24 protein-coding genes and 1 tRNA gene are annotated in these 22,211 nt (G+C 65.6%); 13 read left to right on the top strand and 12 right to left on the bottom strand.

Translation table 11 applies throughout. From position 1 onward, the window contains the following. The first annotated feature begins 1 nt into the window (after position 1). The gene (locus tag QW887_RS05890) at positions 2-277 is read left to right on the top strand and encodes a helix-turn-helix transcriptional regulator (protein ID WP_315707353.1); all 276 of its coding nucleotides are present in this window, start codon (positions 2-4) and stop codon (positions 275-277) included. A 218-nt stretch (positions 278-495) separates the two neighbouring features. Here QW887_RS05890 and QW887_RS05885 read toward each other — a convergent pair whose 3' ends face one another. Further along, positions 496-759 (bottom strand): hypothetical protein, encoded by a 264-nt coding sequence (locus QW887_RS05885; RefSeq protein WP_315707331.1) that lies wholly within the window; start codon positions 757-759, stop codon positions 496-498. Here QW887_RS05885 and QW887_RS05880 point away from each other — a divergent pair. Next, the gene (locus QW887_RS05880) at positions 704-2,374 is read left to right on the top strand and encodes a recombinase family protein (protein WP_315714387.1); all 1,671 of its coding nucleotides are present in this window, start codon (positions 704-706) and stop codon (positions 2,372-2,374) included. The genes QW887_RS05885 and QW887_RS05880 overlap by 56 nt on opposite strands. Here the strand turns inward: QW887_RS05880 and QW887_RS05875 are convergent. The 5 genes from QW887_RS05875 to QW887_RS05855 all read right to left on the bottom strand — a co-directional run bounded on the left by QW887_RS05875 (position 2,331) and on the right by QW887_RS05855 (position 5,299). Beyond that, positions 2,331-2,407 (bottom strand) — tRNA-Met (locus QW887_RS05875). The genes QW887_RS05880 and QW887_RS05875 overlap by 44 nt on opposite strands. A gap of 237 nt (positions 2,408-2,644) precedes the next feature. Further along, the gene (locus tag QW887_RS05870) at positions 2,645-2,995 is read right to left on the bottom strand and encodes a hypothetical protein (protein WP_316194262.1); all 351 of its coding nucleotides are present in this window, start codon (positions 2,993-2,995) and stop codon (positions 2,645-2,647) included. Between the two features lie 76 nt (positions 2,996-3,071). Further along, positions 3,072-3,707: a class I SAM-dependent methyltransferase gene (locus tag QW887_RS05865; RefSeq protein WP_316166538.1), complete on the bottom strand. Its 636-nt coding sequence runs from the start codon at positions 3,705-3,707 to the stop codon at positions 3,072-3,074. 27 nt (positions 3,708-3,734) lie between these two features. Next, positions 3,735-4,931: a tRNA 2-thiouridine(34) synthase MnmA gene (gene mnmA, locus QW887_RS05860; protein WP_315714172.1), complete on the bottom strand. Its 1,197-nt coding sequence runs from the start codon at positions 4,929-4,931 to the stop codon at positions 3,735-3,737. Between the two features lie 140 nt (positions 4,932-5,071). Beyond that, on the bottom strand, positions 5,072-5,299 hold the full coding sequence (locus QW887_RS05855) for a hypothetical protein (protein WP_316194261.1): 228 nt from the start codon (positions 5,297-5,299) through the stop codon (positions 5,072-5,074). Here QW887_RS05855 and QW887_RS05850 point away from each other — a divergent pair. The 8 genes from QW887_RS05850 (at position 5,286) to QW887_RS05815 (ending at position 13,653) form a co-directional block, all read left to right on the top strand. Next, positions 5,286-6,890: a flagellar hook-length control protein FliK gene (locus QW887_RS05850; RefSeq protein WP_316194260.1), complete on the top strand. Its 1,605-nt coding sequence runs from the start codon at positions 5,286-5,288 to the stop codon at positions 6,888-6,890. The genes QW887_RS05855 and QW887_RS05850 overlap by 14 nt on opposite strands. 12 nt (positions 6,891-6,902) lie before the next feature. Beyond that, entirely contained in the window at positions 6,903-7,601 is a 699-nt protein-coding gene (locus QW887_RS05845; RefSeq protein WP_315714169.1) for a flagellar hook capping FlgD N-terminal domain-containing protein, read from the top strand. Between the two features lie 272 nt (positions 7,602-7,873). Next, positions 7,874-8,149 (top strand): DUF1153 domain-containing protein, encoded by a 276-nt coding sequence (locus QW887_RS05840; RefSeq protein WP_002714638.1) that lies wholly within the window; start codon positions 7,874-7,876, stop codon positions 8,147-8,149. A 335-nt stretch (positions 8,150-8,484) separates the two neighbouring features. Beyond that, the gene (gene fliF / locus QW887_RS05835) at positions 8,485-10,083 is read left to right on the top strand and encodes a flagellar basal-body MS-ring/collar protein FliF (protein ID WP_315750101.1); all 1,599 of its coding nucleotides are present in this window, start codon (positions 8,485-8,487) and stop codon (positions 10,081-10,083) included. A gap of 44 nt (positions 10,084-10,127) precedes the next feature. Continuing rightward, complete coding sequence (gene fliG, locus QW887_RS05830; RefSeq protein ID WP_315714167.1) at positions 10,128-11,222, top strand: flagellar motor switch protein FliG; 1,095 nt, start codon at positions 10,128-10,130, stop codon at positions 11,220-11,222. Next, positions 11,222-11,842 (top strand): FliH/SctL family protein, encoded by a 621-nt coding sequence (locus tag QW887_RS05825; protein WP_315714166.1) that lies wholly within the window; start codon positions 11,222-11,224, stop codon positions 11,840-11,842. Before fliG ends, QW887_RS05825 begins: the two co-directional genes overlap by 1 nt. 30 nt (positions 11,843-11,872) lie before the next feature. Further along, positions 11,873-12,220 carry a flagellar motor switch protein FliN gene (gene fliN, locus QW887_RS05820; protein WP_015669138.1) on the top strand — a complete coding sequence of 116 codons (348 nt, stop codon included), beginning with the start codon at positions 11,873-11,875 and terminating at the stop codon, positions 12,218-12,220. 53 nt (positions 12,221-12,273) lie between these two features. Continuing rightward, positions 12,274-13,653 (top strand): sigma-54 dependent transcriptional regulator, encoded by a 1,380-nt coding sequence (locus QW887_RS05815; protein ID WP_316194259.1) that lies wholly within the window; start codon positions 12,274-12,276, stop codon positions 13,651-13,653. 444 nt (positions 13,654-14,097) lie between these two features. Here the strand turns inward: QW887_RS05815 and QW887_RS05810 are convergent, their stop codons facing one another. The 6 genes from QW887_RS05810 to QW887_RS05785 form a co-directional block, all read right to left on the bottom strand. Further along, the gene (locus QW887_RS05810; RefSeq protein ID WP_315714164.1) at positions 14,098-14,253 is read right to left on the bottom strand and encodes a hypothetical protein; all 156 of its coding nucleotides are present in this window, start codon (positions 14,251-14,253) and stop codon (positions 14,098-14,100) included. Positions 14,254-14,344: 91 nt separating this feature from the next. Further along, positions 14,345-14,920 (bottom strand): flavin reductase family protein, encoded by a 576-nt coding sequence (locus tag QW887_RS05805; protein ID WP_316172600.1) that lies wholly within the window; start codon positions 14,918-14,920, stop codon positions 14,345-14,347. A 14-nt stretch (positions 14,921-14,934) separates the two neighbouring features. Next, on the bottom strand, positions 14,935-15,795 hold the full coding sequence (locus tag QW887_RS05800) for an ATP-binding cassette domain-containing protein (RefSeq protein WP_316188081.1): 861 nt from the start codon (positions 15,793-15,795) through the stop codon (positions 14,935-14,937). A gap of 9 nt (positions 15,796-15,804) precedes the next feature. Then, positions 15,805-16,611: an ABC transporter permease subunit gene (locus tag QW887_RS05795; RefSeq protein ID WP_315714161.1), complete on the bottom strand. Its 807-nt coding sequence runs from the start codon at positions 16,609-16,611 to the stop codon at positions 15,805-15,807. After that, on the bottom strand, positions 16,608-17,786 hold the full coding sequence (gene ssuD, locus QW887_RS05790) for an FMNH2-dependent alkanesulfonate monooxygenase (RefSeq protein ID WP_315827660.1): 1,179 nt from the start codon (positions 17,784-17,786) through the stop codon (positions 16,608-16,610). Before ssuD ends, QW887_RS05795 begins: the two co-directional genes overlap by 4 nt. A gap of 36 nt (positions 17,787-17,822) precedes the next feature. Further along, on the bottom strand, positions 17,823-18,779 hold the full coding sequence (locus tag QW887_RS05785) for an aliphatic sulfonate ABC transporter substrate-binding protein (protein WP_316194258.1): 957 nt from the start codon (positions 18,777-18,779) through the stop codon (positions 17,823-17,825). 389 nt (positions 18,780-19,168) lie between these two features. On the opposite strand from QW887_RS05785, the gene napE reads away from it, so the two are divergent. Genes napE through napA form a run of 3 tightly spaced genes read left to right on the top strand, consistent with a single transcriptional unit; the run spans position 19,169 to position 22,211 of the window. Continuing rightward, positions 19,169-19,354 carry a periplasmic nitrate reductase, NapE protein gene (napE, locus tag QW887_RS05780; RefSeq protein WP_315714158.1) on the top strand — a complete coding sequence of 62 codons (186 nt, stop codon included), beginning with the start codon at positions 19,169-19,171 and terminating at the stop codon, positions 19,352-19,354. Positions 19,355-19,370: 16 nt separating this feature from the next. Then, positions 19,371-19,691 (top strand): chaperone NapD, encoded by a 321-nt coding sequence (locus tag QW887_RS05775; protein WP_315750094.1) that lies wholly within the window; start codon positions 19,371-19,373, stop codon positions 19,689-19,691. A 15-nt stretch (positions 19,692-19,706) separates the two neighbouring features. Further along, positions 19,707-22,211 carry a nitrate reductase catalytic subunit NapA gene (gene napA / locus QW887_RS05770; RefSeq protein WP_315750092.1) on the top strand — a complete coding sequence of 835 codons (2,505 nt, stop codon included), beginning with the start codon at positions 19,707-19,709 and terminating at the stop codon, positions 22,209-22,211.

Raw genomic sequence — 22,211 nt, 5'->3', positions numbered from 1 at the left:
AATCGACCAGCGAAGGGCATCACGGCCATGCGCGAACCAGATCATCAGGTTGAAGACCATCCTCACCAGGACCGGGCTGTCCCGGTCCACAATCTACCGCAAGATCGCCGAGGGCACGTTCCCGGCCCAGCTCAAAATCAGCAGCAACGGTTCGGGCTGGCATGAATCCGATATAAACCGATGGATCGCAGATCCAGCCGGATGGCGTGCGGAAGGTCGATTCGAGGAAGCCGCGGTGAGCTCGATTTCCGATCCTTCAACCGGCCGCAGAACGTAAAGACTCGTGCTCTCGTATCCTCACTTCATACACCGCCCACTTTCGATCCCGGACCCTTTCCTTCGCCAGCGCATCCTAAACGGCGAGCGCGTCTCCGATCCTCTTCCGTTTCCGGACACCCCTCTTTTGACTGTGCCGACGGCAGGCACAGTGCCCAAGGTCAAAGCGATCCGCATCCAAACGACGTTTCTGTTCTCGATTCTATCCAATGCTACGCTTCATCGTTCCCCGATCTCGCCTCGGCTCTCCCCGCGCAGCATCCTGTTGAGATGGCGCGACAAAAGACCGGACAGGGATCGCATCGGGCAACAGGCTGTGTTGCCGAAACTGACAATGCCCTGGCCAAATTCGTTGAAGCGCTTGCGATTGCCGATGCGAGGCGCGATCATCTGCGGGAAAGAGAGCCGCTGACAAAATGCCATCTTGATGCGGTCAACTCTCGGTGCCGCAGCAATGGTGTTCATGATGAAGCGCGCAGCCATTTACGCCAGATTCTCGACCGAGCTCCAAAGCGAAAGATCGACTGAAGATCAGATCGCTTTGTGTCGGACCTATGCGGCGCGTCATCAGCTCTCAGTCGTCGCTACGTTCGAGGACAAGGCCCGGTCTGGGGCCTCGGTTTTTGGACGCGATGGCTTGATGCAGCTGATGGATGCTGCACGCCTGCACACATTCGATGTCGTAGTCGTGGAGGCGTTGGATCGGCTCTCGCGCGACATGGAGGATCTCGCCGGAATTCACAAGAGGCTGTCCTTTCAGGGGATCCAGATCCAAGCGGTGCATGACGGCACGGCAGACTCCATCCTGATAGGGATTCGCGGTCTCGTCGGACAGATGCAACGCGAGGATGGCGCGAAGAAAGTCCGGCGCGGTATGGCCGGCGTGATACGCGATGGCCGCCACGCTGGCGGGCGCGCCTATGGCTATCGTGCGGTCGCCGGCAAACCCGGCGAGCTCGAAATCGTCGAGCAGGAGGCCGCCGTCGTTCGGCGCATCTTCGCCGCTTATGCCGACGGACGAACACCTCGCGACATTGCGCGGGATCTCAATCGCGAGGAAATTCGTCCGCCGCGAGGCCCGCGGTGGAATGCATCGACGATCAACGGCAACGCGCAGCGCGGGAACGGCCTCATTTTCAATGAGCTGTATGCGGGTCGCATCGTCTGGAACAAGGTCCGGATGGTCAAAGATCCCGACACCGGAAAGCGGCTGTCTCGGCCCAATCCGCCGGACGAGTGGCAGCGCATCGAAGCCCCCCATTTGCGGATCGTCGAACAGTCCATTTGGGAACAGGCTCATCTGTTGAAGTCGCAGAAGAGCCGTCTCGCCAGCCACGTCAAGCGCCGAACGCCACATCTGCTTTCCGGACTTCTTCGCTGCGGTTGCTGCGGATCCGGCCTGTCGGTGCATGACCGGGACAAAACGGGCAAGACCCGCGTCCGCTGCTCGGCCGTGCGCGAAAGCGGCAGCTGTTCGAACCGCAGAATCTTGTACCTTCGCGACGTCGAAAATCTGGTCCTCAGCGGCATGGCCGAAGAACTGAAGGATCCTCGGCTGATCGAGACCTATGTGCGCAACTATAATCGTGAACGAGAGCGCCTTGCCGGAGACGCCGCCGCAACACGCACGCGCCTGGAGGCGAAGCGCGATCGGATCGAGGGCGAGCGGCAGCGCAACATCGATCTTGTCGTCCGATACGTCATTTCGGAGGACGACGCTCGGCAACGCATCGCCGAGCTCAAAGAGGAGCGAGAGCGGGTAGAGGCGGAACTGGCCGCGCTCGAGGAAGCGCCTGTTCCGGTTGCCCTTCACCCGGCAACCTTGGACCGATATGTCGCAACCGTCGATGCGCTAGCGGAAACCTTGGCGGACCACGCCATTGCCGAGGACGACCGAGGCACGCTCATCGACGATTTCCGGGCTCTCGTGCACAGCGTCACGATTTACCCGAAGGGACCCAGGGAAGGATTTGAGATCGAAGTGAAGGGAAAGCTAGCTGCTTTACTCGGGAAAGGAGTGTTCCCAGACGGCAGCTACAATAGTGGGTCACGCGTGGTAGCGGGGGAGGGACTCGAACCCCCGACCCCAGGATTATGATTCCCGTGCTCTAACCAGCTGAGCTACCCCGCCACGATGTTCGATCAAGGCAAGACCGGTCGAAGCGGGCGCCGGGCCTTGTGAACGGGCGGCATATAAGGAGGCGTCTCCGCCCCTGTCAAGCAAAGCTCGCGGGCAGCAGCGGTTTTCACACCAGGGGATTTCCGGACGACTCTCCAAGGCCTTGCGCATGTATCCGCCGGTCGTCGAGGGCCGCAGGCCGACATGTGCGCCAAGAGCGACGGCTCGACAATGCAGATCACAAGAGGCTCATTTCGGCTGCACGTTCGGATTGCCGCCGGGGCTGCCGGGCGGCGGGATCACCGGCGTCGTGCCGCCCTCCGGGGTCGGCGCGTGCATCTCCGGATCGACCCCGCTCGGCGGACACAACACACCGTTGGTCTTCGCCAGCTTGTCGCCGAGCGGCTCGCCGGCACTGCCGGTGGTGATGCCGTCGGGCGTCGCCGTCGCGCGGGCATTCGGCGCACAGGCGGCATTCGCGTCGGGGGCCGGCGCCGTCGCCTGCGGAGGTGTGGCCGCCGTCGGCGGCGCCTGGGCGTGGGCCGCAGCCGCGGCCGAGACCAGTGCGAAGGAGAGGAACAAGGATTGCCTGATGCTCATGGCGGGGCAACGCAAACCCCGCGTTCGCGTTCCGCGCGGATGGCGTGGCAAAGCGCACGGCCAGAGGATCTGGCGGTCAGCCCTTGCGGTAGCGAATGAGCGAGAAGTGTCCGAGCGGTGGCATCGGCCGGCGCTCGGCCAGCGTGACGCCGCCATGCTTTGCAGCCCAGTTCACCAGTCGGGCCCAGGGGAACTCCGGCCGCCAACCGAGCCGGCGCGCGATCGGCGCGAAGGCGAGCTCGAAGATGCGGCGCGGGCCGCTCTCGGCGCCGATATGGTTGACCAGGATCAGCTCGCCGCCCGGCTTCAGCACGCGGATGAAATCATCGAGCGTCGCTTCGGGATCCGGCACCGCGGTGATGACGTATTGCGCGACCACCGCGTCGAAGAAATTGTCGGGAAACGCGAGATGCTTGGCATCCATCACCGCGAGCGTCTCGACATTGAGGAGCTTCAGCTCGCGCACGCGGGCCTGCGCCCGCCGCAGCATCGGCTCGGAGATATCGACGCCGCAGATCTTCGTGGTCCGGGCATAGTCCGACAAGGACAGACCGGTGCCGACGCCGACGTCGAGAATGCGGCCGCCGATGCGATCGGCCTCCGCGATGGTCGATTGGCGGCCCTGATCGAAGACCTTGCCGAACACCAGATCGTAGATCGGCGCCCAGCGCTCATAGGCCTTTTCGACCCCCGCGCGGTCGATGTCCCCCATGCCCCTGCCCTGAATGATGGATGCTGATCAGCCGCGGACCGGCTCGGCCACGCGCTGCGGCCTGATCACGTTGCCGCCCAAGCTGCTGCTTTCCGCAACAGCGCTCTGGATGAAGCCGCCACCGAGCACGCGGGCGCGGCCGGACGCGGCATCGTAGAACACGCAGGCCTGGCCCGGCGAGACGCCCTCTTCGCCGGCGACGAGCTCGACCTCGTAACGGCCGTCCGCACCGCGCAGCCAAGCCGGCTGCGGCGGCCGCGTCGAGCGCACCCGCACGAACAATTCGAGGCCCTCGCGCGCGGCGGCGTCGAGCGCGCCGTCACCGATCCAGTTGACCTCGCGCAGCGTGATGCGATGCGTGCGCAGCGCCTCGCGCGGGCCGACCACGACGCGGCGGGTGGCGACGTCCAGCTTGACGACGTAGAGCGGCGCGCCGGCAGCGATGCCGAGGCCCTTGCGCTGACCGATCGTGTAGTTCGCGATGCCCTGATGCACGCCGAGAACGCGGCCATTGAGATCGACGATCTCGCCCGGCTCCATCGCGTTCGGGCGCAGCTTGCCGATGATGTCGGTGTAGCGGCCGGTCGGCACGAAGCAGATGTCCTGACTGTCGTGCTTGTCGGCGACCTCCAGTCCGAAGCGGCGCGCGAGCTCGCGCACCTCCGGCTTGGTCATATCGCCGAGCGGAAAGCGCAGATAATCGAGCTGCTCGCGCGTGGTCGCGAACAGGAAGTAGCTCTGGTCGCGATCGCTGTCCGCCGCGCAAGTGAGCGCGCGCGATCCGTCCGCCAGCCGCCGCGAGGCGACGTAGTGGCCGGTAGCGAGCACGGAGGCGCCGAGCTCGCGCGCGGTCTTCAGGAGATCGCCGAACTTGATGGCGCGGTTGCACTCGATGCACGGCACCGGCGTTTCGCCCGAAGCGTAGCTGGCGGCGAAATTGTCGATCACCGACTCGCGGAAGCGGTCTTCGTAGTCCAGCACGTAATGCGGGATGCCGAGGCGCTCGGCGACGTTGCGTGCATCGTGGATGTCCTGGCCGGCGCAGCACGCGCCCTTGCGGTGCGTCGCCGCGCCGTGATCGTAGAGCTGCAGGGTGATGCCGACGACGTCGTAGCCTTCCGACTTCAGCAGCGCGGCCGTCACCGAGGAGTCCACGCCGCCGGACATGGCGACGACGACCCTGGTGTCTTCAGGACGGCCTTCGAGATCGAGACTGTTGAGCATGATCCGGTCACTGCGATCGCGGCGTCAGGCAACGGGTTCCCGGCGGGAACGCCTCGCATGCGCCGTCTTTGCGGATGGCTTGCTTCGGGCGATCTCCGGACAGGATGTCCTGATCGGAAACAACACGAAAGCATCTGTCTCTAATATAGGCGCACTTCCTGCGAAGCAATTGCGCCGGTCGCAGATGCCGGCGGCAAATCTTGCCGGCCGGGCAGAAATGGCGAGGGCGCGGCGGGGGATCCGCGCCGCGATCGATTCCATAAGAAATTGAATTTATTGACTATTTTCAGTGGCACCGGCTTGGCCCGCTCCTTGCTGAACTGCTTGGTCGAGTTCATCGCGAGAGGGTCCAAGGTGTTCAGCGTCACGTCAGACATCCAGGCAGGCACGGTTCTCAAGACCACGGCGCCGAGACAGTCCCGTCAGGACGCTCCGCAGCCGTCCGACAGCTTCTCGGCGCTGGTCGACGCCGCGACTCCGGATCCGTCGACAGCGTCGCCGCCCACCTCCGCGTCGCCGTCACCGCGCGCCGGCAGCGCTTCCACCCCGAGCCGCGAGCCGGCGCGGGCCGGCGACGCCGATCGCACCACCCAGGCCAAGTCGCAGGACAAGCCGGCGGACAAGGCCGACGGCAGCACTGCGGGCGCCGACGCCAGCGGTCCCGATACCACGGCCGACGCAACCACCGGCACGCCGACCAAGACCGATGCGGCCGGGACCGCCGACGGAAAGACCAGCGACGGCAAGACGGGCGACAAGAAGGACGGCGATCAGGCCAGCACGGATGCGAGCGCTGCGACGACCGCTATAGCCGAGCAGACCGTGGCCGTGCCGACGCCGGTCGCCGTCGTCATCCAGCCCGACATCACCCTCGCCAACCCCGCCACCGGCGATGGCACGGCGGGCGGCGACGGCAAAACCAATGCGCCCGGCGCGACCGCGCCCGTCGGAGTGGCCGGTGTTGGCCCGCAGGGCTCGGTCGATGCCGCGGCAGGTCTGCTGGCGGCCGCAGCCAAATCCACCGGGGCGGCCAAGGATGTCGACGGAGCCGGATCAACCGCGACGGCGCCCGAGACGGCAGCGGCGGCCTCCGGCGACGCTGCCGCATCTGCCGATCAGACCTTCACCGCCGCGCTCGATGCGGCCGTTCCCGGCAGCACCAAGACGACGGGCAAGCCGGGCACCCAGACCAAGACGGGGCTCGCCGACGGCGCAGCCGGCAAGGTCACCGAACCGGGCAATGGCAATGTCCAGTCCACTCAGCAGCCGGGCCAGGGCGCGCTCGCGCAACAGCCCGCTGTTGCAGCCAAGCCGGACTCCGTCGAGGCCGGCGACGGGAAGGCGAACGGCAATTTGCAGGCACCGGCCTCACATGATCGCAACGCCGCGCCGACGACCAGCCAGACCAACGCGCCGGCGCCCGATCCGAGCGCACAGACCACGGCCGCCGTGCAGCCCCAGCTGTCGACGCCGGCCGCATCGACCAACCAGATCACCTCGGCCAACCTGACCGCGACGGCCGCCACGGCGGCCGCTGTGCCGCTTCATGGGCTTGCCGTCGAGATCGCGGCCTCCGCGCTCAACGGCAAGAGCCGCTTCGAGATCCGACTGGATCCGGCCGAGCTCGGCCGCATCGACGTCCGCATCGACGTCGACCGCAACGGCCAGGTGACCTCGCATCTGCGGGTCGAGAAGCCGGAGACGCTGGCGATGCTGCAGCAGACGGCGCCGCAGCTCCAGCAGGCGCTGCAGGACGCCGGCCTCAAGAGCAACAACAGCGGATTGCAGTTCTCGCTGCGCGACCAGAACTCGTCCGGCCAGAATGGCGGCGATTATCAACAGAATGGCAACCCACAACGCCTGATCGTGACCGAGGACGAAAACGTCCCGGTCCAGCTCGCCGGACGGTCCTATGGACGGATGTTCGGCGCGCAAGGCGGCGTGGATATCAGGGTTTAATAGGAGGCTTCCATGGCAATCGGCGACGCGATCACGTCAAGCCCACCAGTCTCGGGCACGACCAACACCAATTCGTCAACCGGCAACAACAGCCTCGGCTCGAGCGCAGGCTCGACGATTGCAGGCAACTTCCAGACCTTCCTGACGCTGCTGACGACGCAGCTGCAGAACCAGAATCCGCTGGATCCGCTGGACACCAATCAGTTCACCCAGCAGCTCGTGCAGTTCGCCGGCGTCGAGCAGCAGCTCAAGACCAACGATCAGCTCGCATCGCTGCTCACGATGCAGCAGACGGCACAGGCGACCCAGGCGCTGGCCTTCGTCGGCAAGACCGCGGTCGTCGCCGGCGACACCACCAGCCTGTCCAGTGGAAAGGCGAGCTGGGGCCTCACCATCCCCAAGAACTGCAATCTGACGGTCAACATCATCAACAAGGCCGGGCAGACCGTCTTCACCGGCAAATATACGGCCAACGCCGGTGACAACCAGACCTACAGCTGGAATGGTCAGGGCAATGACGGCACGCAATGGCCGGATGGACAGTACAAGATCACGACGGTGGCGACCGACGCCACCAACGGCAATCCGGTTGCGATCAAGACCCAGGTCCAGGGCGCGGTGTCCTCGGTCGACCTGACCCAGCAGCCGCCATTGCTGACGATCGGCGGCCAGACCTACACGGTCAACCAGATCCGGCAGATCGTCGGCTAGCCCCCAAGGCCCGCAACCGGCTCCTGAGACCGCGGATGCGCCTGCAGCAGAGCTTGAACATCAAGCTCAGCCGCCGTGGCGACCTGTCAGCGTAAGCGCCGGAAATTCTTAACCAATCATTCACCACGATTCCGCTCCCGGGGCGCAGCGCCACCGGAAGTGGCGGCGTTCGCGCGCAACGCCGGATTCGCGCCCTCGGCTTAGGCAAATTTTAAGCGAGGCGGCGTAGGGTCTTACCGTGAGTTCAGTGGTTAAGAGTTTGTGAGTACGCCATGACAGAACCCCATCGCCCGAGGGTGAAATACGTCATCGGGCCTGACGGCAGCCCACTCACCATCGCGGATTTGCCTGCGCCAGGCACCAAGAGGTGGGTCATTCGCCGGAAGGCTGAAGTCGTTGCCGCCGTTCGCGGCGGCTTGCTGTCCCTCGAGGAAGCGTGCAGCCGCTACACCCTGACCGTCGACGAATTCCTGTCGTGGCAGTTCTCGATCGACCAGCACGGTCTCGCCGGCCTGCGCACCACCCGAATTCAGCAATATCGCCAATAGATCGTTGCCGACGCGACGGGATTTCTTCGAAAATCGGCTTGGCCCTGCCAAGCCGATTTTTTGCATGTCTACACTTTGTTAGGACCCTTTAACCACCGTTAACCATATCGAAACCTTCCCATAGGCAATAATTGCCCAGTGGTTCGATTCAACCTCCGCGCCCCGTCCCGCGAATGGCGGGGCAGCGGCTGACATCGGATCGCCACCTGGAATGCGGGTGCTGGTGAAGGTTAAGGATTGAATTTCGCGATCGATGCAACCGGCCGTAAAGGCCCGCGAAGCTCAAATCACCTTTCAGCGGCCACCCGTCGAATGCCGAACTATGGGGCAGTTGCTTGCAAGGTCTCTTGGACTTCCTGAAGGGTTTGGGCGCCGCGCGGCTCACCGCCATGATCGCAGTCACCGCTGCCTTAATCGGCTTCTTCGGCTTCGTCATCATGCGCGTGACCGCGCCGCAGATGACCACCCTCTTCACCGACCTGACGATGGAAGACTCCTCCAGCATCATCAAGGATCTGGAGCGGCAGGGCATTCCCTTCGAGATGCGCAATGAAGGCAGCGTGATCCTGGTGCCCAAGGACAAGGTGACCCGGCTGCGCATGAAGCTCGCCGAGGGCGGCCTGCCCAAGGGCGGCGGCGTCGGCTACGAGATCTTCGACAAGTCGGACGCGCTGGGCACCACGAGCTTCGTCCAGAACATCAACCATCTCCGCGCGCTCGAGGGCGAGCTCGCCCGCACCATCCGCGCCATCGACCGTGTCCAGGCGGCGCGCGTCCATCTCGTCCTGCCGGAGCGGCCGCTGTTCTCGCGCGAGACCCCGGAGCCGTCCGCCTCGATCGTCGTGCGCGTGCGCGGCACCCTCGAGCCGGCGCAGATCCGCGCCATCCGCCACCTCGTCGCCTCCGCCGTCAACGGCCTGAAGCCGCAGCGGGTGTCGATCGTCGACGAGGCCGGCCAGCTGCTTGCCGACGGCACCCAGACCGACATCGACCAGCAGGTCGGCGACGAGCGCCGCAACGCCTTCGAGAAGCGGATGCGCAAGCAGGTCGAGGACATCGTCTCCTCGGTGGTCGGAGCGGGCCGCGCCCGCGTCCAGCTGTCCGCCGACTTCGACTACAACCGCATCACCCAGACCTCCGACCGCTACGATCCGGAAGGCCGCGTGCTGCGCTCGAGCCAGACCCGCGAAGAGCAGTCGGCGACCAACGAGAACAACGGCCAGGTCACGGTCAACAACGAGCTGCCGGGCAACCAGCAGAACGCGCCGCCGCAACAGCCGCGGGACCAGAGCAAGAAGACCGAAGAGACCAACAATTACGAGATCTCCCGGACCACCAAGACCGAAGTCACCGAGGCCGGACGGGTCAACCGCATCTCGGTCGCGGTTCTGGTCGACGGAGCCTATTCGAAGAACGAAAAGGGCGAGCTGGTCTATCAAGAGCGCAGCAAGGACGAGCTCGACCGCATCGCCGCACTGGTCCGCTCCGCCATCGGCTTCGACCAGAAGCGCGGCGACCAGGTCGAGGTGGTCAACCTGAAATTCGCCGACGCTCCCGCCGTGCCGCAGATCAACGAGCCCACCGGCTTCCTCGGCATGCTCCACTTCACCAAGGATGACGTCATGTACGTCATCGAGCTCGCGGTGATGATGCTGCTCGGCATCGTGGTCGTGTTCATGGTGGTGCGGCCGCTGGTGAAGAAGATCATCGCCAGCGAGGAGATCGCCGCCCCGGGCGGCGGCCTGCCGGCCCTCACTGACGAAACCATCCAGGCAGCCGCTCACGCCCAGCAGACCGCCAACATGATCGACGTCGCCCAGGTCCAGGGCCAGGTCCACGCTCAGTCCGTCCACCGGGTGGGCGAGCTGGCCGACCGCAACCCGGGCGAAGCCGCCGCCATCATCCGCCAGTGGCTCGCCGAGCCGCAGAGCTGACCCGATCGACGTGAACCGCCTGAACTGAAAAGAACGTAGACGCCATGTCGCTGCCGCAGACCCAGAACGCCAACGCCAACAACAACGACATTTCCACGGTCATCGCGACCTTGGCGAGCCGCCAGGCGCAGCGCGAGAAGACCGAGCCCTTGAGCGGCCCGCGGCGCGCCGCCGTGATGATGCTCGCGCTCGGCGAGCAGTATGGCGGCAAGATCTGGCAGCAGCTCGATGACGACGAGGTGCGCGAACTGTCGCTGGCGATGTCGACGCTGGGAACCATCGAAGCCGACGTGGTCGAGGACCTGATGCTCGAATTCGTCTCGCGCATGTCGGCCTCCGGCGCGCTGATGGGCAATTTCGACGCCACCGAGCGCCTGCTGCAGCAATACCTGCCGCCGGAACGCGTCAACGGCATCATGGACGAGATCCGCGGCCCCGCCGGCCGCAACATGTGGGAGAAGCTCTCCAACGTCCAGGAAGAGGTGCTCGCCAACTACCTCAAGAACGAATATCCGCAGACCATCGCGGTCGTGCTGTCCAAGCTGAAGCCGGAGCATGCTGCCCGCGTGCTCGCGATCCTGCCCGAGGACATGGCGCTCGACGTCATCGGCCGCATGCTGCGCATGGAAGCGGTGCAGAAGGAGGTCATCGAGCGCGTCGAGCAGACCCTGCGCGTCGAGTTCATGTCGAACCTGTCGCAGACCCGCCGCCGCGACGCCCACGAGGTGATGGCCGAAATCTTCAACAATTTCGACCGCCAGACCGAGACCCGCTTCATCACGTCGCTCGAGGAAGAGAACCGCGAATCGGCCGAGCGCATCAAGGCGCTGATGTTCACCTTCGACGACCTGATCAAGCTCGATTCCGCCTCGGCGCAGACCCTGCTGCGCAATGTCGACAAGGACAAGCTCGGCGTGGCGCTCAAGAGCGCCAACGAGGAGGTCCGCAACTTCTTCTTCGGCAACATGTCGTCGCGCGCCGCCAAGATGCTGCAGGACGACATGGCCGCCATGGGGCCGGTACGGTTGCGCGACGTCGACGAGGCGCAGGCCCTGCTCGTCAATCTCGCCAAGGACCTCGCCGCCAAGGGAGAGATCATGCTCAGCAAGAACCGCGCCGACGACGAACTGGTGTATTGATGGCTCAGCCTGCGAAATTCCTGTTCGATACCGACTTCGCCGCGCCGGAGAAGACGACGCGGGAGCGTGCGGCCACGTCCGCCGAAATCGCACAGAAGGTCGCGGCCGCCGAAGCCGCCGCCTATCGCAACGGCTACGAGGCGGCGCAGCGCGAAGCCAAGGTCGAGGCCGACCGCCGCGTCGCCTCGGCGCTGGAGCAGATCAACATCCAATTGCAGGGCATCTCCGCCCGCTTCGAAGGCATCGAGCAGCGGATGGAAACCGAGGCGGTCGATGTCGCGGTCGCCGTCGCCCGCAAGCTGTGCGCGGCGCTGGTCGAGGCGGAGCCGCTCGGCGAGATCATTGGACTCGTGCACGACTGCTTCGCGCATCTGGTTGCCACGCCGCACCTCGTGCTGCGCATCAACGAGACGCTGTACGAGCTCGCCCGCGAGAAGATCGAGAAGCTCGCCAAGCAGAGCGGCTTCGAGGGGCGCCTCGTGATCCTCGCCGAGCCGGAGATCGCGACCGGCGACTGCCGTATCGAATGGGCCGATGGCGGCGTCGTGCTGGAGCGCGCTGCGATCGACGCCAAGATCAACGAGCTGGTCGGACGCTACATGGCGTCCAAGAAGAACTAGGCCGCTGTGGTGGCCGAGGGAGTTTAAGTCATGAGCGACAACGAGATCCCGCTTCCCGACCTCAATGCGGCGGACGCGCCTCCGCTGGGCGGGGACGTCGGCTACAATGAAGAAGAGCATGCCGCGCGCATCGCGGCCGACCTCGAGGCGGTGTTCGACGTCCCGGTTCAGGTCTCGGCCGTGCTCGGCCGCTCCAAGATGGATGTCGGCGAGCTCCTGAAGCTCGGGCCCGGCACCGTGCTCGAGCTCGACCGCAAGGTCGGCGAGGCGATCGACATCTACGTCAACAACCGGCTCGTGGCACGCGGCGAGGTGGTTCTGGTCGAAGACAAGCTCGGCGTGACGATGACCGAAATCATCAAGTCCGACCGCAACTGACAGACATGACCTGCGTGCCGATCGAGAGCGGCACGACCGAATAGGAGACCAACATGCGGCTTCTCATCGTCGGAACGCTGAAGGGCCAGCTGACGACGGCCACCAAGATCGCCATGGAGAACGGCGCCACCGTCACCCATGCCGAGGACAACGAGCAGGCGATGCGGGTGCTGCGCGGCGGCAAGGGCGCCGACCTGCTCCTCGTCGACGTCGCGCTCGACATCCGCGACCTGGTGATGCGGCTCGATGCGGAGCACATCCACGTGCCGATCGTCGCCTGCGGCATCACCAGCGATGCCCGCGCCGCGGTCGCCGCCATCCATGCCGGCGCCAAGGAATACATTCCGCTGCCGCCGGATCCCGAGCTGATCGCCGCCGTGCTCGCCGCCGTCGCCAATGACAGCCGCGACCTCGTCTATCGCGACGAGGCGATGGCGAAGGTGATCAAGCTCGCCCAGCAGATCGCCGGCTCCGACGCCTCGGTGATGATCACCGGCGAGTCCGGCACCGGCAAGGAGGTGCTGGCGCGCTACGTCCACACCCGCTCGGCCCGCGCCAAGCGTCCCTTCATCTCGATCAACTGCGCCGCAATCCCTGAGCACCTCCTGGAGTCCGAGCTGTTCGGCCATGAGAAGGGCGCCTTCACCGGGGCCGTCGCCCGCCGCATCGGCAAGTTCGAGGAGGCCAATGGCGGCACGCTCCTGCTGGACGAAATCTCGGAAATGGACGTGCGGCTGCAGTCGAAGCTGTTGCGCGCCATCCAGGAGCGCGTGATCGACCGCGTCGGCGGCACCCGCCCCGTCCCCGTCGACATCCGCATCATCGCGACCTCCAACCGCAACCTGGCCGACGCCGTGCGCGAGGGCACGTTCCGCGAGGACCTCTTGTTCCGGCTCAACGTCGTGAATCTGAAGATCCCTCCCCTGCGCGAGCGCCCCGCCGACATTCTCGAGCTGGCGCAGCATTTCGCGCGCAAATATTCCGAGGCCAATGCCGTACCGCTGCGGCCGATCTCGGCGGAGGCCAAGCGCATCCTCACCACCAACCGCTGGCCGGGCAACGTGCGCGAGCTGGAGAACACGATGCATCGCGCGGTGCTGATGGCGCAGGGCGACGAGATCGGGCCGGATGCCATCCTCACGCCCGACGGCACCCGCCTCGACATCGGCAAGACCCAACCTGCCGTAGCGCATGCTACGATGGCGGCGGAACAGGTCACGCGCGCCTTGGTCGGCCGCACGGTCGCCGATGTCGAACGTGACCTGATCCTGGAGACCCTGAAGCACTGCCTGGGCAATCGGACACATGCGGCCAATATCTTGGGCATCTCGATCCGCACGTTGCGCAACAAGCTCAACGAATATGCCGACGGCGGCGTGCCGATCCCGCCGCCGGGCTCCGGCGACACGCCGCGCATGCCGAGCCCCGTATAATCTGCCCATCCGGTTCGTTCTCGGCGGCGCGCTGGCCCTCGGCGCGCCGCTTGCCGTTTCCCCGGCTGATGCCGCAACGCGCGGCGTGCTGTCAGGCTGCTGGGAGCAGACGTCGCACGCGCCGCTCGTCAATCCGTCGTCGGGTCAGGAATGGGGCGCCCGGAGCTGGTGCTTCGCAGGCAAGGGCAAGCTGATCTCGCGAACGGTTGCCTGTGGCAGGGAGGGCTGCGACGGCTGGGACAATGAACGCAGCTATCGCTGGCGGCCGCCCACCCTGTCGCTATCCGATGTCGAGACGTCGCCGGATGGCGGACACATCAAAGTGTGGCGCCGCTGCCGCGTGCAGTTTCTGACCGACGATTGGATGCAGCTACAGGACTGTGAACAGTCCCCTGATCCGTGGGTTCGCGAGAATACGCCGGCGCGTCGTCGCCGGGCACAGCCTCACGAATAGTTCGGCGCCTCGGGATTGCGGAAGATGTGAATGGGATCGCCGGGCGTGAACTCGCGTTGCGTCAGCACGGCATAGGCATAGAGCGCGAGATACAGGATCGCGGCCGTGCCGATCACATAGAGCGCCCAGGTTCCGATCCGTTTCATCAGCTCCGCCGCAAACACCGCTTCAAGGCCGCGGTGCTTTTACGGCGTCCAGCTTCGGGACGCCACCCTGCGGCCAACCGCCGCTCACCGCCTAGGGCTCGTCCTGCGGATCGGGGCCGCCGAGGGGGGCGAGCCGGGCCACGTCCTCGTCGCGGTCGACGTGCACATAGCCGCCATGCCAATATGCCAGGGCTGCCGATTGCGGCGCCACCTCGACATGCACCACGCGGCCGATCACGATGCCATGAGAGTGCCGCTCGATGATCTCCTCGACCTCGCAGTCCAGCGCGGCGAGCGCCCCGACCAGGAGCGGCACGCCGGTCACGTGCTTGCGCCACTCCGCGCCGGCGAACCGCTCGGCGCCTCTCAGACCGCCTTTACCCGAGAACCGCTCGGCCACGCCGATCTGGCCCGCGGCGAGCAGATTGGCGCCGAAAACGCGCTCCCGCTGCAGGATCGGCCATGACGAGGCGTTCCGATTGAGGCTCACGATCACGGACGCCGGCTCGATGGAGAGCGATGACAGCGAACTCACCGTCATGCCGGTGACCTCATCGCCGCGCCCGACGGTGATCACGCTCACGCCCCCGACCAGCTGGCGCATCGCGGAGCGGAAATCGGGCTGAAGCGCGGTGGCGTCGGGCATGAGGCGGACGATGGAGTTCATTGCGATATTCTCTCCTAACCCGCCGCGCCCGGTCCAAGCAACTGGCCCAGGATCGAGCCTTCCTGCGCCGCAAGCTCCGCAGAGCCACGCTGGCGCGGGCGCGGCAGATCGACCATGATATCCTCGGCGATCCGGCCATTCTCGATGACCAGAACCCGGTCGGCCAGGGCCACGGCTTCCGCCACGTCATGGGTGACCAGGATTGCGGTGAAGGTTTGATCGGCCCAGACCCGCTCCAGCAGCCGCTGCATCGCGATCCGCGTCAGCGCATCGAGGGCGCCGAGCGGCTCGTCGAACGCCAGCAGGCGCGGACCGCTGACGAGCGCGCGCGCCAGCGCGACGCGCTGCTTCTGGCCGCCGGACAGCACCGCCGGCCATTGGTCGCGCTTGTCGGCGAGACCCACTTCCTCCAGCGCCTGCCGCGCGCGCTCATGGGCGCCGGCGGCCTTGCGCTCGCGGCCGAGGCCGACCTCGACATTGCCGAGCACCCGCGCCCACGGCAGCAGCCGCGGTTCCTGGAACATGACGCGGACGTCCTCGGGCCGCGCCGCGGCTTCACCGAAGCTGATGCTGCCCGACGTCGGCTTGTCCAGACCTGCGATCAGGCGGAGCAGCGTGCTCTTGCCGCAGCCACTCTGACCGACGATCGCCACGAACTGACCGCCCGGAATCTCGAGATCGATGCCGCGCAGCACCTCGTTGTCGCCGAACGCCTTGCGAAGGTCGCGGATCACCAGCGGCAGGCCGCGCGTCGCGGGTTTGGCCGGGGTCACGCCGGCCTTCCTCGCGTGGCGGAAGGCCTCGGCATGCCCGATCACGTCAGTGCCGTCGATCGCCTCGACGCCGGACACGGGAATTCGGAGCGCTTGCTGCATTTACGAACCTCAATGTTTGCTGAAGGCCGGATGCCAGGACAGCGTCATCCGTTCCAGCACCCGCGAAGCGCTGTCGGCGACCTTGCCCAGCAGGGCGTAGATCAGGATGGAAAGCACGACGACGTCGATCTGCATGAACTCGCGCGCCTGCATCGCCATGTAGCCGAGGCCCGAAGAAGCCGCGATCGTCTCGGCGACAATCAAGGTGAGCCACATGATGCCGAGCGCGAAGCGCAGACCGACGAAGATCGACGGCAACGCACCGGGGAAGATCACGCGGCGAAACAGTTCGCCGTCGGTCATGCCGTAGACGCGGCCCATTTCAATGAGTTGCGGATCGACGGTGCGAATCCCGTGCAGCGTGTTGAGGTAGACGGGGAAGAACACGCCGAGGGCCACCAGGAACAGTTTTGCGCTCTCGTCGATGCCGAACCACAGGATGACCAGCGGGATCAGCGCCAGATGTGGCACGTTGCGCACCATCTGCAGCGTGGTGTCCGTCAGCTTCGCCGACAGCTGCGACAGGCCATTGGCGAGCCCGAAGGCGAAGCCGATGCCGCCACCGATCAAGAAGCCGATCGAGGCGCGCCAGAAGCTGACCCAGATGTTGCGGCCGAGTTCGCCTGATAGCAGCAGCTTCCATCCGGCGCGTGCGACGTCGGTCGGCGCCGGCAGTACCCGCGGCGACACCAGGCCGGCGACCGAGGCCGCCTGCCAGATCAGGATGATCGCGAGCGGCACCAGCCAGGGGATCAGCGCATCCGCGCGCGGCACCACGAGCTTGCGGACCTTGGGAAGACTTTCGATCAGGCTCATGACTGCGAGGCTCTCTGCAACGGACGATGCTCGTTGGCGATGGTCTCACCGAATGGGCCGGTGTTGGTGCGCAGTTTGGTCACGTTGCCGGCCTGCTCGGACACGTTCAGCCCAAGCTTGGGAAACACCAGCTCGGCGAAGCGGTAGGCTTCTTCGAGATGCGGGTAGCCGGACAGGATGAAGGTGTCGATGCCGAGCTCCTGGTACTCGCGGATGCGCGCCGCGACCGTATCGGGATCGCCGACCAGCGCGGTGCCGGCGCCGCCGCGGACGAGGCCCACGCCGGCCCACAGGTTCGGGCTGATCTCGAGCTTGTCGCGCCGGCCGCCGTGCAGCTGCGACATGCGCTGCTGGCCGACCGAATCCATCCGCGCAAAAATCTTCTGTGCCGAGGCGATGGTGTCGTCGGTGACGTGCTTGATGAGGTCGTCGGCGGCGACCCACGCCTCCGCGTTGGTCTCGCGCACGATCACATGCAGGCGGATGCCGAACGACAGCCTGCGGCCACGGCTGTCGGCGACTGCTCTCACATTGGCGATCTTCGCCGCGACATCTGCCGGCGGCTCGCCCCAGGTAAGATACTTCTCGACCGTATCGACGGCGACGTCGATGCCGGCATCCGACGAGCCTCCAAAGAACAGCGGCGGGCGTGGCGACTGCACCGGTGGGAACAGCAGCCGGCCATCCTCGACCTTGATGTGCTTGCCGGCGAAGTTGACGGATTCGCCTTCGAGCAGCGCGTTGTAGACGGTGAGAAACTCGCGGGTGACCTCGTAGCGCTCCTCATGCGACAGGAAGATGCCGTCGCCCTTGTTCTCGACCGGATCGCCGCCGGTGACGACGTTGACCAGCAGGCGACCGTTGGTGACGCGGTCGAGCGTCGCGGTCATGCGCGCGGCCACGGCCGGCGATTGCAGACCCGGACGCACCGCGACGAGATACCGCAGCTTCTCGGTGAATGGCGCCACGGCCGACGCCACGATCCAGGAATCCTCGCAGCTGCGTCCCGTCGGGATCAGCACGCCGTAATAGCCGAGCTGATCGGCGGCCTGCGCCACCTGGCGCAGATAGTTGAAGTTGACCTCGCGGCCGCCTTGCGAGGTGCCGAGATAGCGGCCGTCGCCATGGGTCGGCAGGAACCAAAGCACATTGGGCTTCGACGAAGCGTTGCTCATGTCGTTCTCTTTCGGATTTGAGTGGCGGGACAGCCGTCAGGTGGACGGCGTCCATTTCCAGACGATGTCGGCGACGTTGACGGCTTTGGGAATGAGGCCGACACGGGCGAAGCGGTCGGCGACGGCCTGCTGGCTCTTGATCACTTCGTCGTCGATCGGCGCGACGCTATAGACCGAGCGGTCGACGAAGCGCTTGACCGCCTCAAGATCGACGCCGGTGGCCTCGGCCTGCGCCTTGGCGACCTCCTCGTGATGGCTGTTGGCCCACACGCCTTCGGCGGCGAAAGCCGCGTTCAGCCTGGCGACGACGGCCGGATACTTTTCGACGAAGTCGGAGCCGACGATGTAGAATGAGTTCGGCTTGTGGACATCCTTGTCCCACACGATCACGCGCGCATTCTCCTTGAGCTCGGCAAGCGCGAGATACGGATCCCAGATCGACCAGGCATCGACCGAGCCTTTGACGAAGGCGGCGGTGGCATCGGCGGGCGCGAGCGGCGCCGGCGTGATGTCGGTCCAGGACAGGCCCGCCTTCTCCAGCGCGGCGACCAGGAGATTGTGCGCGCTCGAGCCCTTGCCGAAGGCGACGCGCTTGCCTTTGAGATCGGCGAGCGACTTGATCGGCGAGTCCTTGGGCACGATGATCGCCTGGCTGCTGCCGTTCTGCTTGACGGCCGCCGCGTAGCGGATCTTGGCACCGGCGGCCTGCGCGAAGATCGGCGGCGCGTCGCCGACATAGCCGAAATCGACGCTGCCGACATTGATGGCCTCCAGCAGCGGCGGGCCGAACTGGAAGTCGACCCAGACGATGTCGATGCCGACGGGCTTGAACGTATCCTCGATGGTGCGGCGCGCCTTCACCGCCGGGAAGAAGCCGCCCTTCTGGGTGCCGATGCGGATCTCCTTCGGCTTGTCCTCGGCGCGCAGCGGCGCCGCTGAGGCCATCACCGCAGCCGATGCCAACGACAATTTCAGAAAATCACGACGCTTCATTGCCCTCTCCGACCAAGACTGCATCCGCATTGATGCGATGCACGGAATGATGGTGGCAGGCGCAACGCGTGTCGAGCGTCCCGGAAAAATAGCGATGCGGGTCCTATCGGCTTACGGCCGGAGGGGATGTTCGTATCGAGACCGCGGCGCAGAGCAGCGAGAATTTCTCGCAAGCAAAGCTGCGATCACGCGTCTTCACAGCCCGTCAACCAAGAGCTCAGTGGGGACCGGCGCGACTCCGCTCTGGCGGTGCGCCGGTGTGCGCGGGGTTCCGCCCGCTTGATCCAGGTCAACGCCGGTTTCCGGAGCCTTCTTAAACATAAGATCAGGCGCGGCCCGGATGCCGCAATCCCTCCTGAACTGAACCTCCCCTAGCAGAGAATTCTCTCATGTCGCTCGTTGGCGGCGATGCGAACGCGCGTGCGCGTCGCAGACGCATGGAAATTGTTGCCTTCCTGTTTCTCACCGCTGTGCTGATGCCCGCGCTCGCGGTCGCCACCGTCGGCTCCTACGGGCTCACGGTCTGGGTTTACCAGATGATGGCCGGGCCACCCGGGCCGCCCGCGGCGCACTGATCGGAAGGACCCCGCCATGCTCTCACACCGCACCTCCCTCGACCGCCGTGCTCTGATCACCGGCCGAGTCCTCACCGCCGATCCCGTCGTCGCACCGGCCAAGGGCGAGATCGCCAGCATCATCGTGCAGACCCGGCCCGAGCAGCTCGACCGCGTCGAAGCCGACATCCTCGCGCTGTCCGGCTGCGAGATTCACGGCCGCGACGCACGCGGCAAGCTGATCGTCGTCGTCGATGCGCCCGATGCCGGCGCGCTCGGCGCCACCATGAACCGGATCGGCCTGCTGCCGCACGTGCACTCCGCCTGCCTCGTCTTCCACGCCATCGACGCCGGCTAATCACACGAGACACCAATGACCGACATGAAGATCGATCGTCGCCAGATGCTGAAGCTGGAAGCCGCCGCGATTGCCGCGGCCGCCGCCGGCATGCCCGGCAGCTCGCTTGCGGCGAACCTCGTCACCGAGCGCGAAGCCAGCGAGCTGAAATGGGACAAGGCCGCCTGCCGCTTCTGCGGCACCGGCTGCAGCGTGATGGTCGCGACCAAGGACAACCGCGTCGTCGCCACGCATGGCGACATCAAGGCCGAGGTCAATCGCGGCCTCAACTGCGTCAAGGGCTACTTCCTCTCGAAGATCATGTACGGCCATGACCGCCTGACGCATCCGATGCTGCGCAAGACGAACGGCAAGTACGACAAGAACGGCGAGTTCACCCCCGTCTCCTGGGACGAAGCGTTCGACGTCATGGCCGCGAAGTACAAAGACGCGCTGAAGAAGCGCGGTCCCTCCGGCGTCGGCATGTTCGGCTCGGGACAGTGGACGATCTGGGAAGGCTACGCTGCGTCAAAGCTGTTCAAGGCCGGCTTCCGCTCCAACAACATCGATCCGAATGCGCGGCACTGCATGGCCTCGGCCGTCGCCGGCATGATGCGCACCTTCGGCATCGACGAGCCGGCCGGCTGCTATGACGACATCGAGGCGACGGATGCGTTCGTGCTGTGGGGCTCCAACATGGCGGAGATGCATCCGATCCTGTGGAGCCGCGTCACCGACCGGCGCCTGTCGGCGCCGCATGTCAAGGTCGCTGTGCTCTCGACCTTCGAGCATCGCTCGTTCGACCTCGCCGACATCGGCATGGTGTTCAAGCCGCAGACCGATCTCTATCTCCTCAACGCGATCGCCAACCACATCATCAAGACCGGCCGCGTCAACAAGGAGTTCGTCCAGGCGCATACGGTGTTCAAGAAGGGCCAGACCGACATCGGCTACGGCCTGCGCCCGGAGCATCCGCTGCAGAAGAAGGCCACCGGCGCAGCCAAGGCCAACGACGCCACCGACATCTCGTTCGACGAGTATGCCAAGTTCGTCTCCGACTATACGCTGGAGAAGGCCGCCGAGATGTCCGGCGTGCCGCTGAATCGGCTCGAGGCGCTGGCCGAGCTCTATGCCGATCCGAAGACCAAGGTGGTCTCGTTCTGGACCATGGGCTTCAACCAGCACACCCGCGGTGTCTGGTGCAACAACCTCGTCTACAACATCCATCTCCTGACCGGGAAGATCGCAGAGCCCGGCAACAGCCCGTTCTCGCTGACCGGCCAGCCCTCGGCCTGCGGCACCGCGCGCGAGGTCGGCACCTTCTCGCACCGCCTGCCCGCCGACATGGTCGTCACCAACAAGGAGCACCGAACCAAGGCCGAGCACATCTGGCAGTTGCCGGAAGGCACGATCCCCGACAAGCCGGGCTATCACGCCGTGCTGCAGAGCCGGATGCTGAAGGACGGCCTGCTGAACGCCTATTGGGTGCAGGTCAACAACAACCTGCAGGCCGGCCCCAACGCGAACGAAGAGACCTATCCGGGCTTCCGCAATCCGGACAATTTCATCGTCGTCTCCGACGCCTATCCGTCGGTCACCGCGCTCGCCGCCGATCTCATTTTGCCGACGGCAATGTGGGTGGAAAAGGAAGGCGCCTATGGCAATGCCGAGCGCCGCACCCAGTTCTGGCACCAGCTCGTGTCGGCACCGGGCGAGGCACGCTCGGATCTCTGGCAGTTGATGGAGTTCTCCAAGCGCTTCAAGATCGAGGAGGTCTGGCCCGAGGAGCTGATCGCCAAGAAGCCCGACGTGCGCGGCAAGACGCTGTTCGACGTGCTCTACAGGAACGGCCAGGTCGACAAGTTTCCGCTCGACCAGATCGAGCCGGGCTATGCCAACGACGAGTCCAAGGCGTTCGGCTTCTACGTCCACAAGGGCCTGTTCGAGGAATACGCCTCGTTCGGCCGCGGCCATGGCCATGACCTGGCGCCGTTCGAGGCCTATCACCGGGAGCGCGGCCTGCGCTGGCCGGTGGTCGACGGCAAGGAGACGCGCTGGCGGTTTCGCGAGGGCTCTGATCCTTACGTCAAGGCCGGCACCGGCGTGCAGTTCTACGGCTTCCCCGACGGCAAGGCGCGCATCTTCGCTTTGCCCTACGAGCCGCCGGCGGAATCGCCCGACAAGGACTATCCGTTCTGGCTGTCGACGGGACGCGTGGTCGAGCATTGGCATTCCGGCACGATGACGCGCCGCGTGCCCGAGCTCTACAAGGCGTTCCCCGAAGCCGTCTGCTTCATGCATCCGGACGATGCCGAGGCCGCGAACTTGAGGCGCGGTGACGAGGTCAAGGTCGCCTCGCGCCGCGGCTTCATCCGCGCCCGCGTCGAGACCCGCGGCCGCGACAAGCCGCCGCGCGGCCTCGTCTTCGTGCCGTGGTTCGACGAGTCGAAGCTGATCAACAAGGTGACGCTCGACGCCACCGATCCGATCTCGCTGCAGACCGACTACAAGAAATGCGCCGTGCGCATCGAGCGGGTGTGA

This window comes from Bradyrhizobium sp. SZCCHNRI3052, from assembly GCF_032484895.1.
Taxonomy (GTDB): Bacteria; Pseudomonadota; Alphaproteobacteria; order Rhizobiales; family Xanthobacteraceae; genus Bradyrhizobium.
The sequence above is the reverse complement of the archived record's forward strand: the minus strand, read 5'-3'. Positions and strand labels throughout refer to the sequence as shown.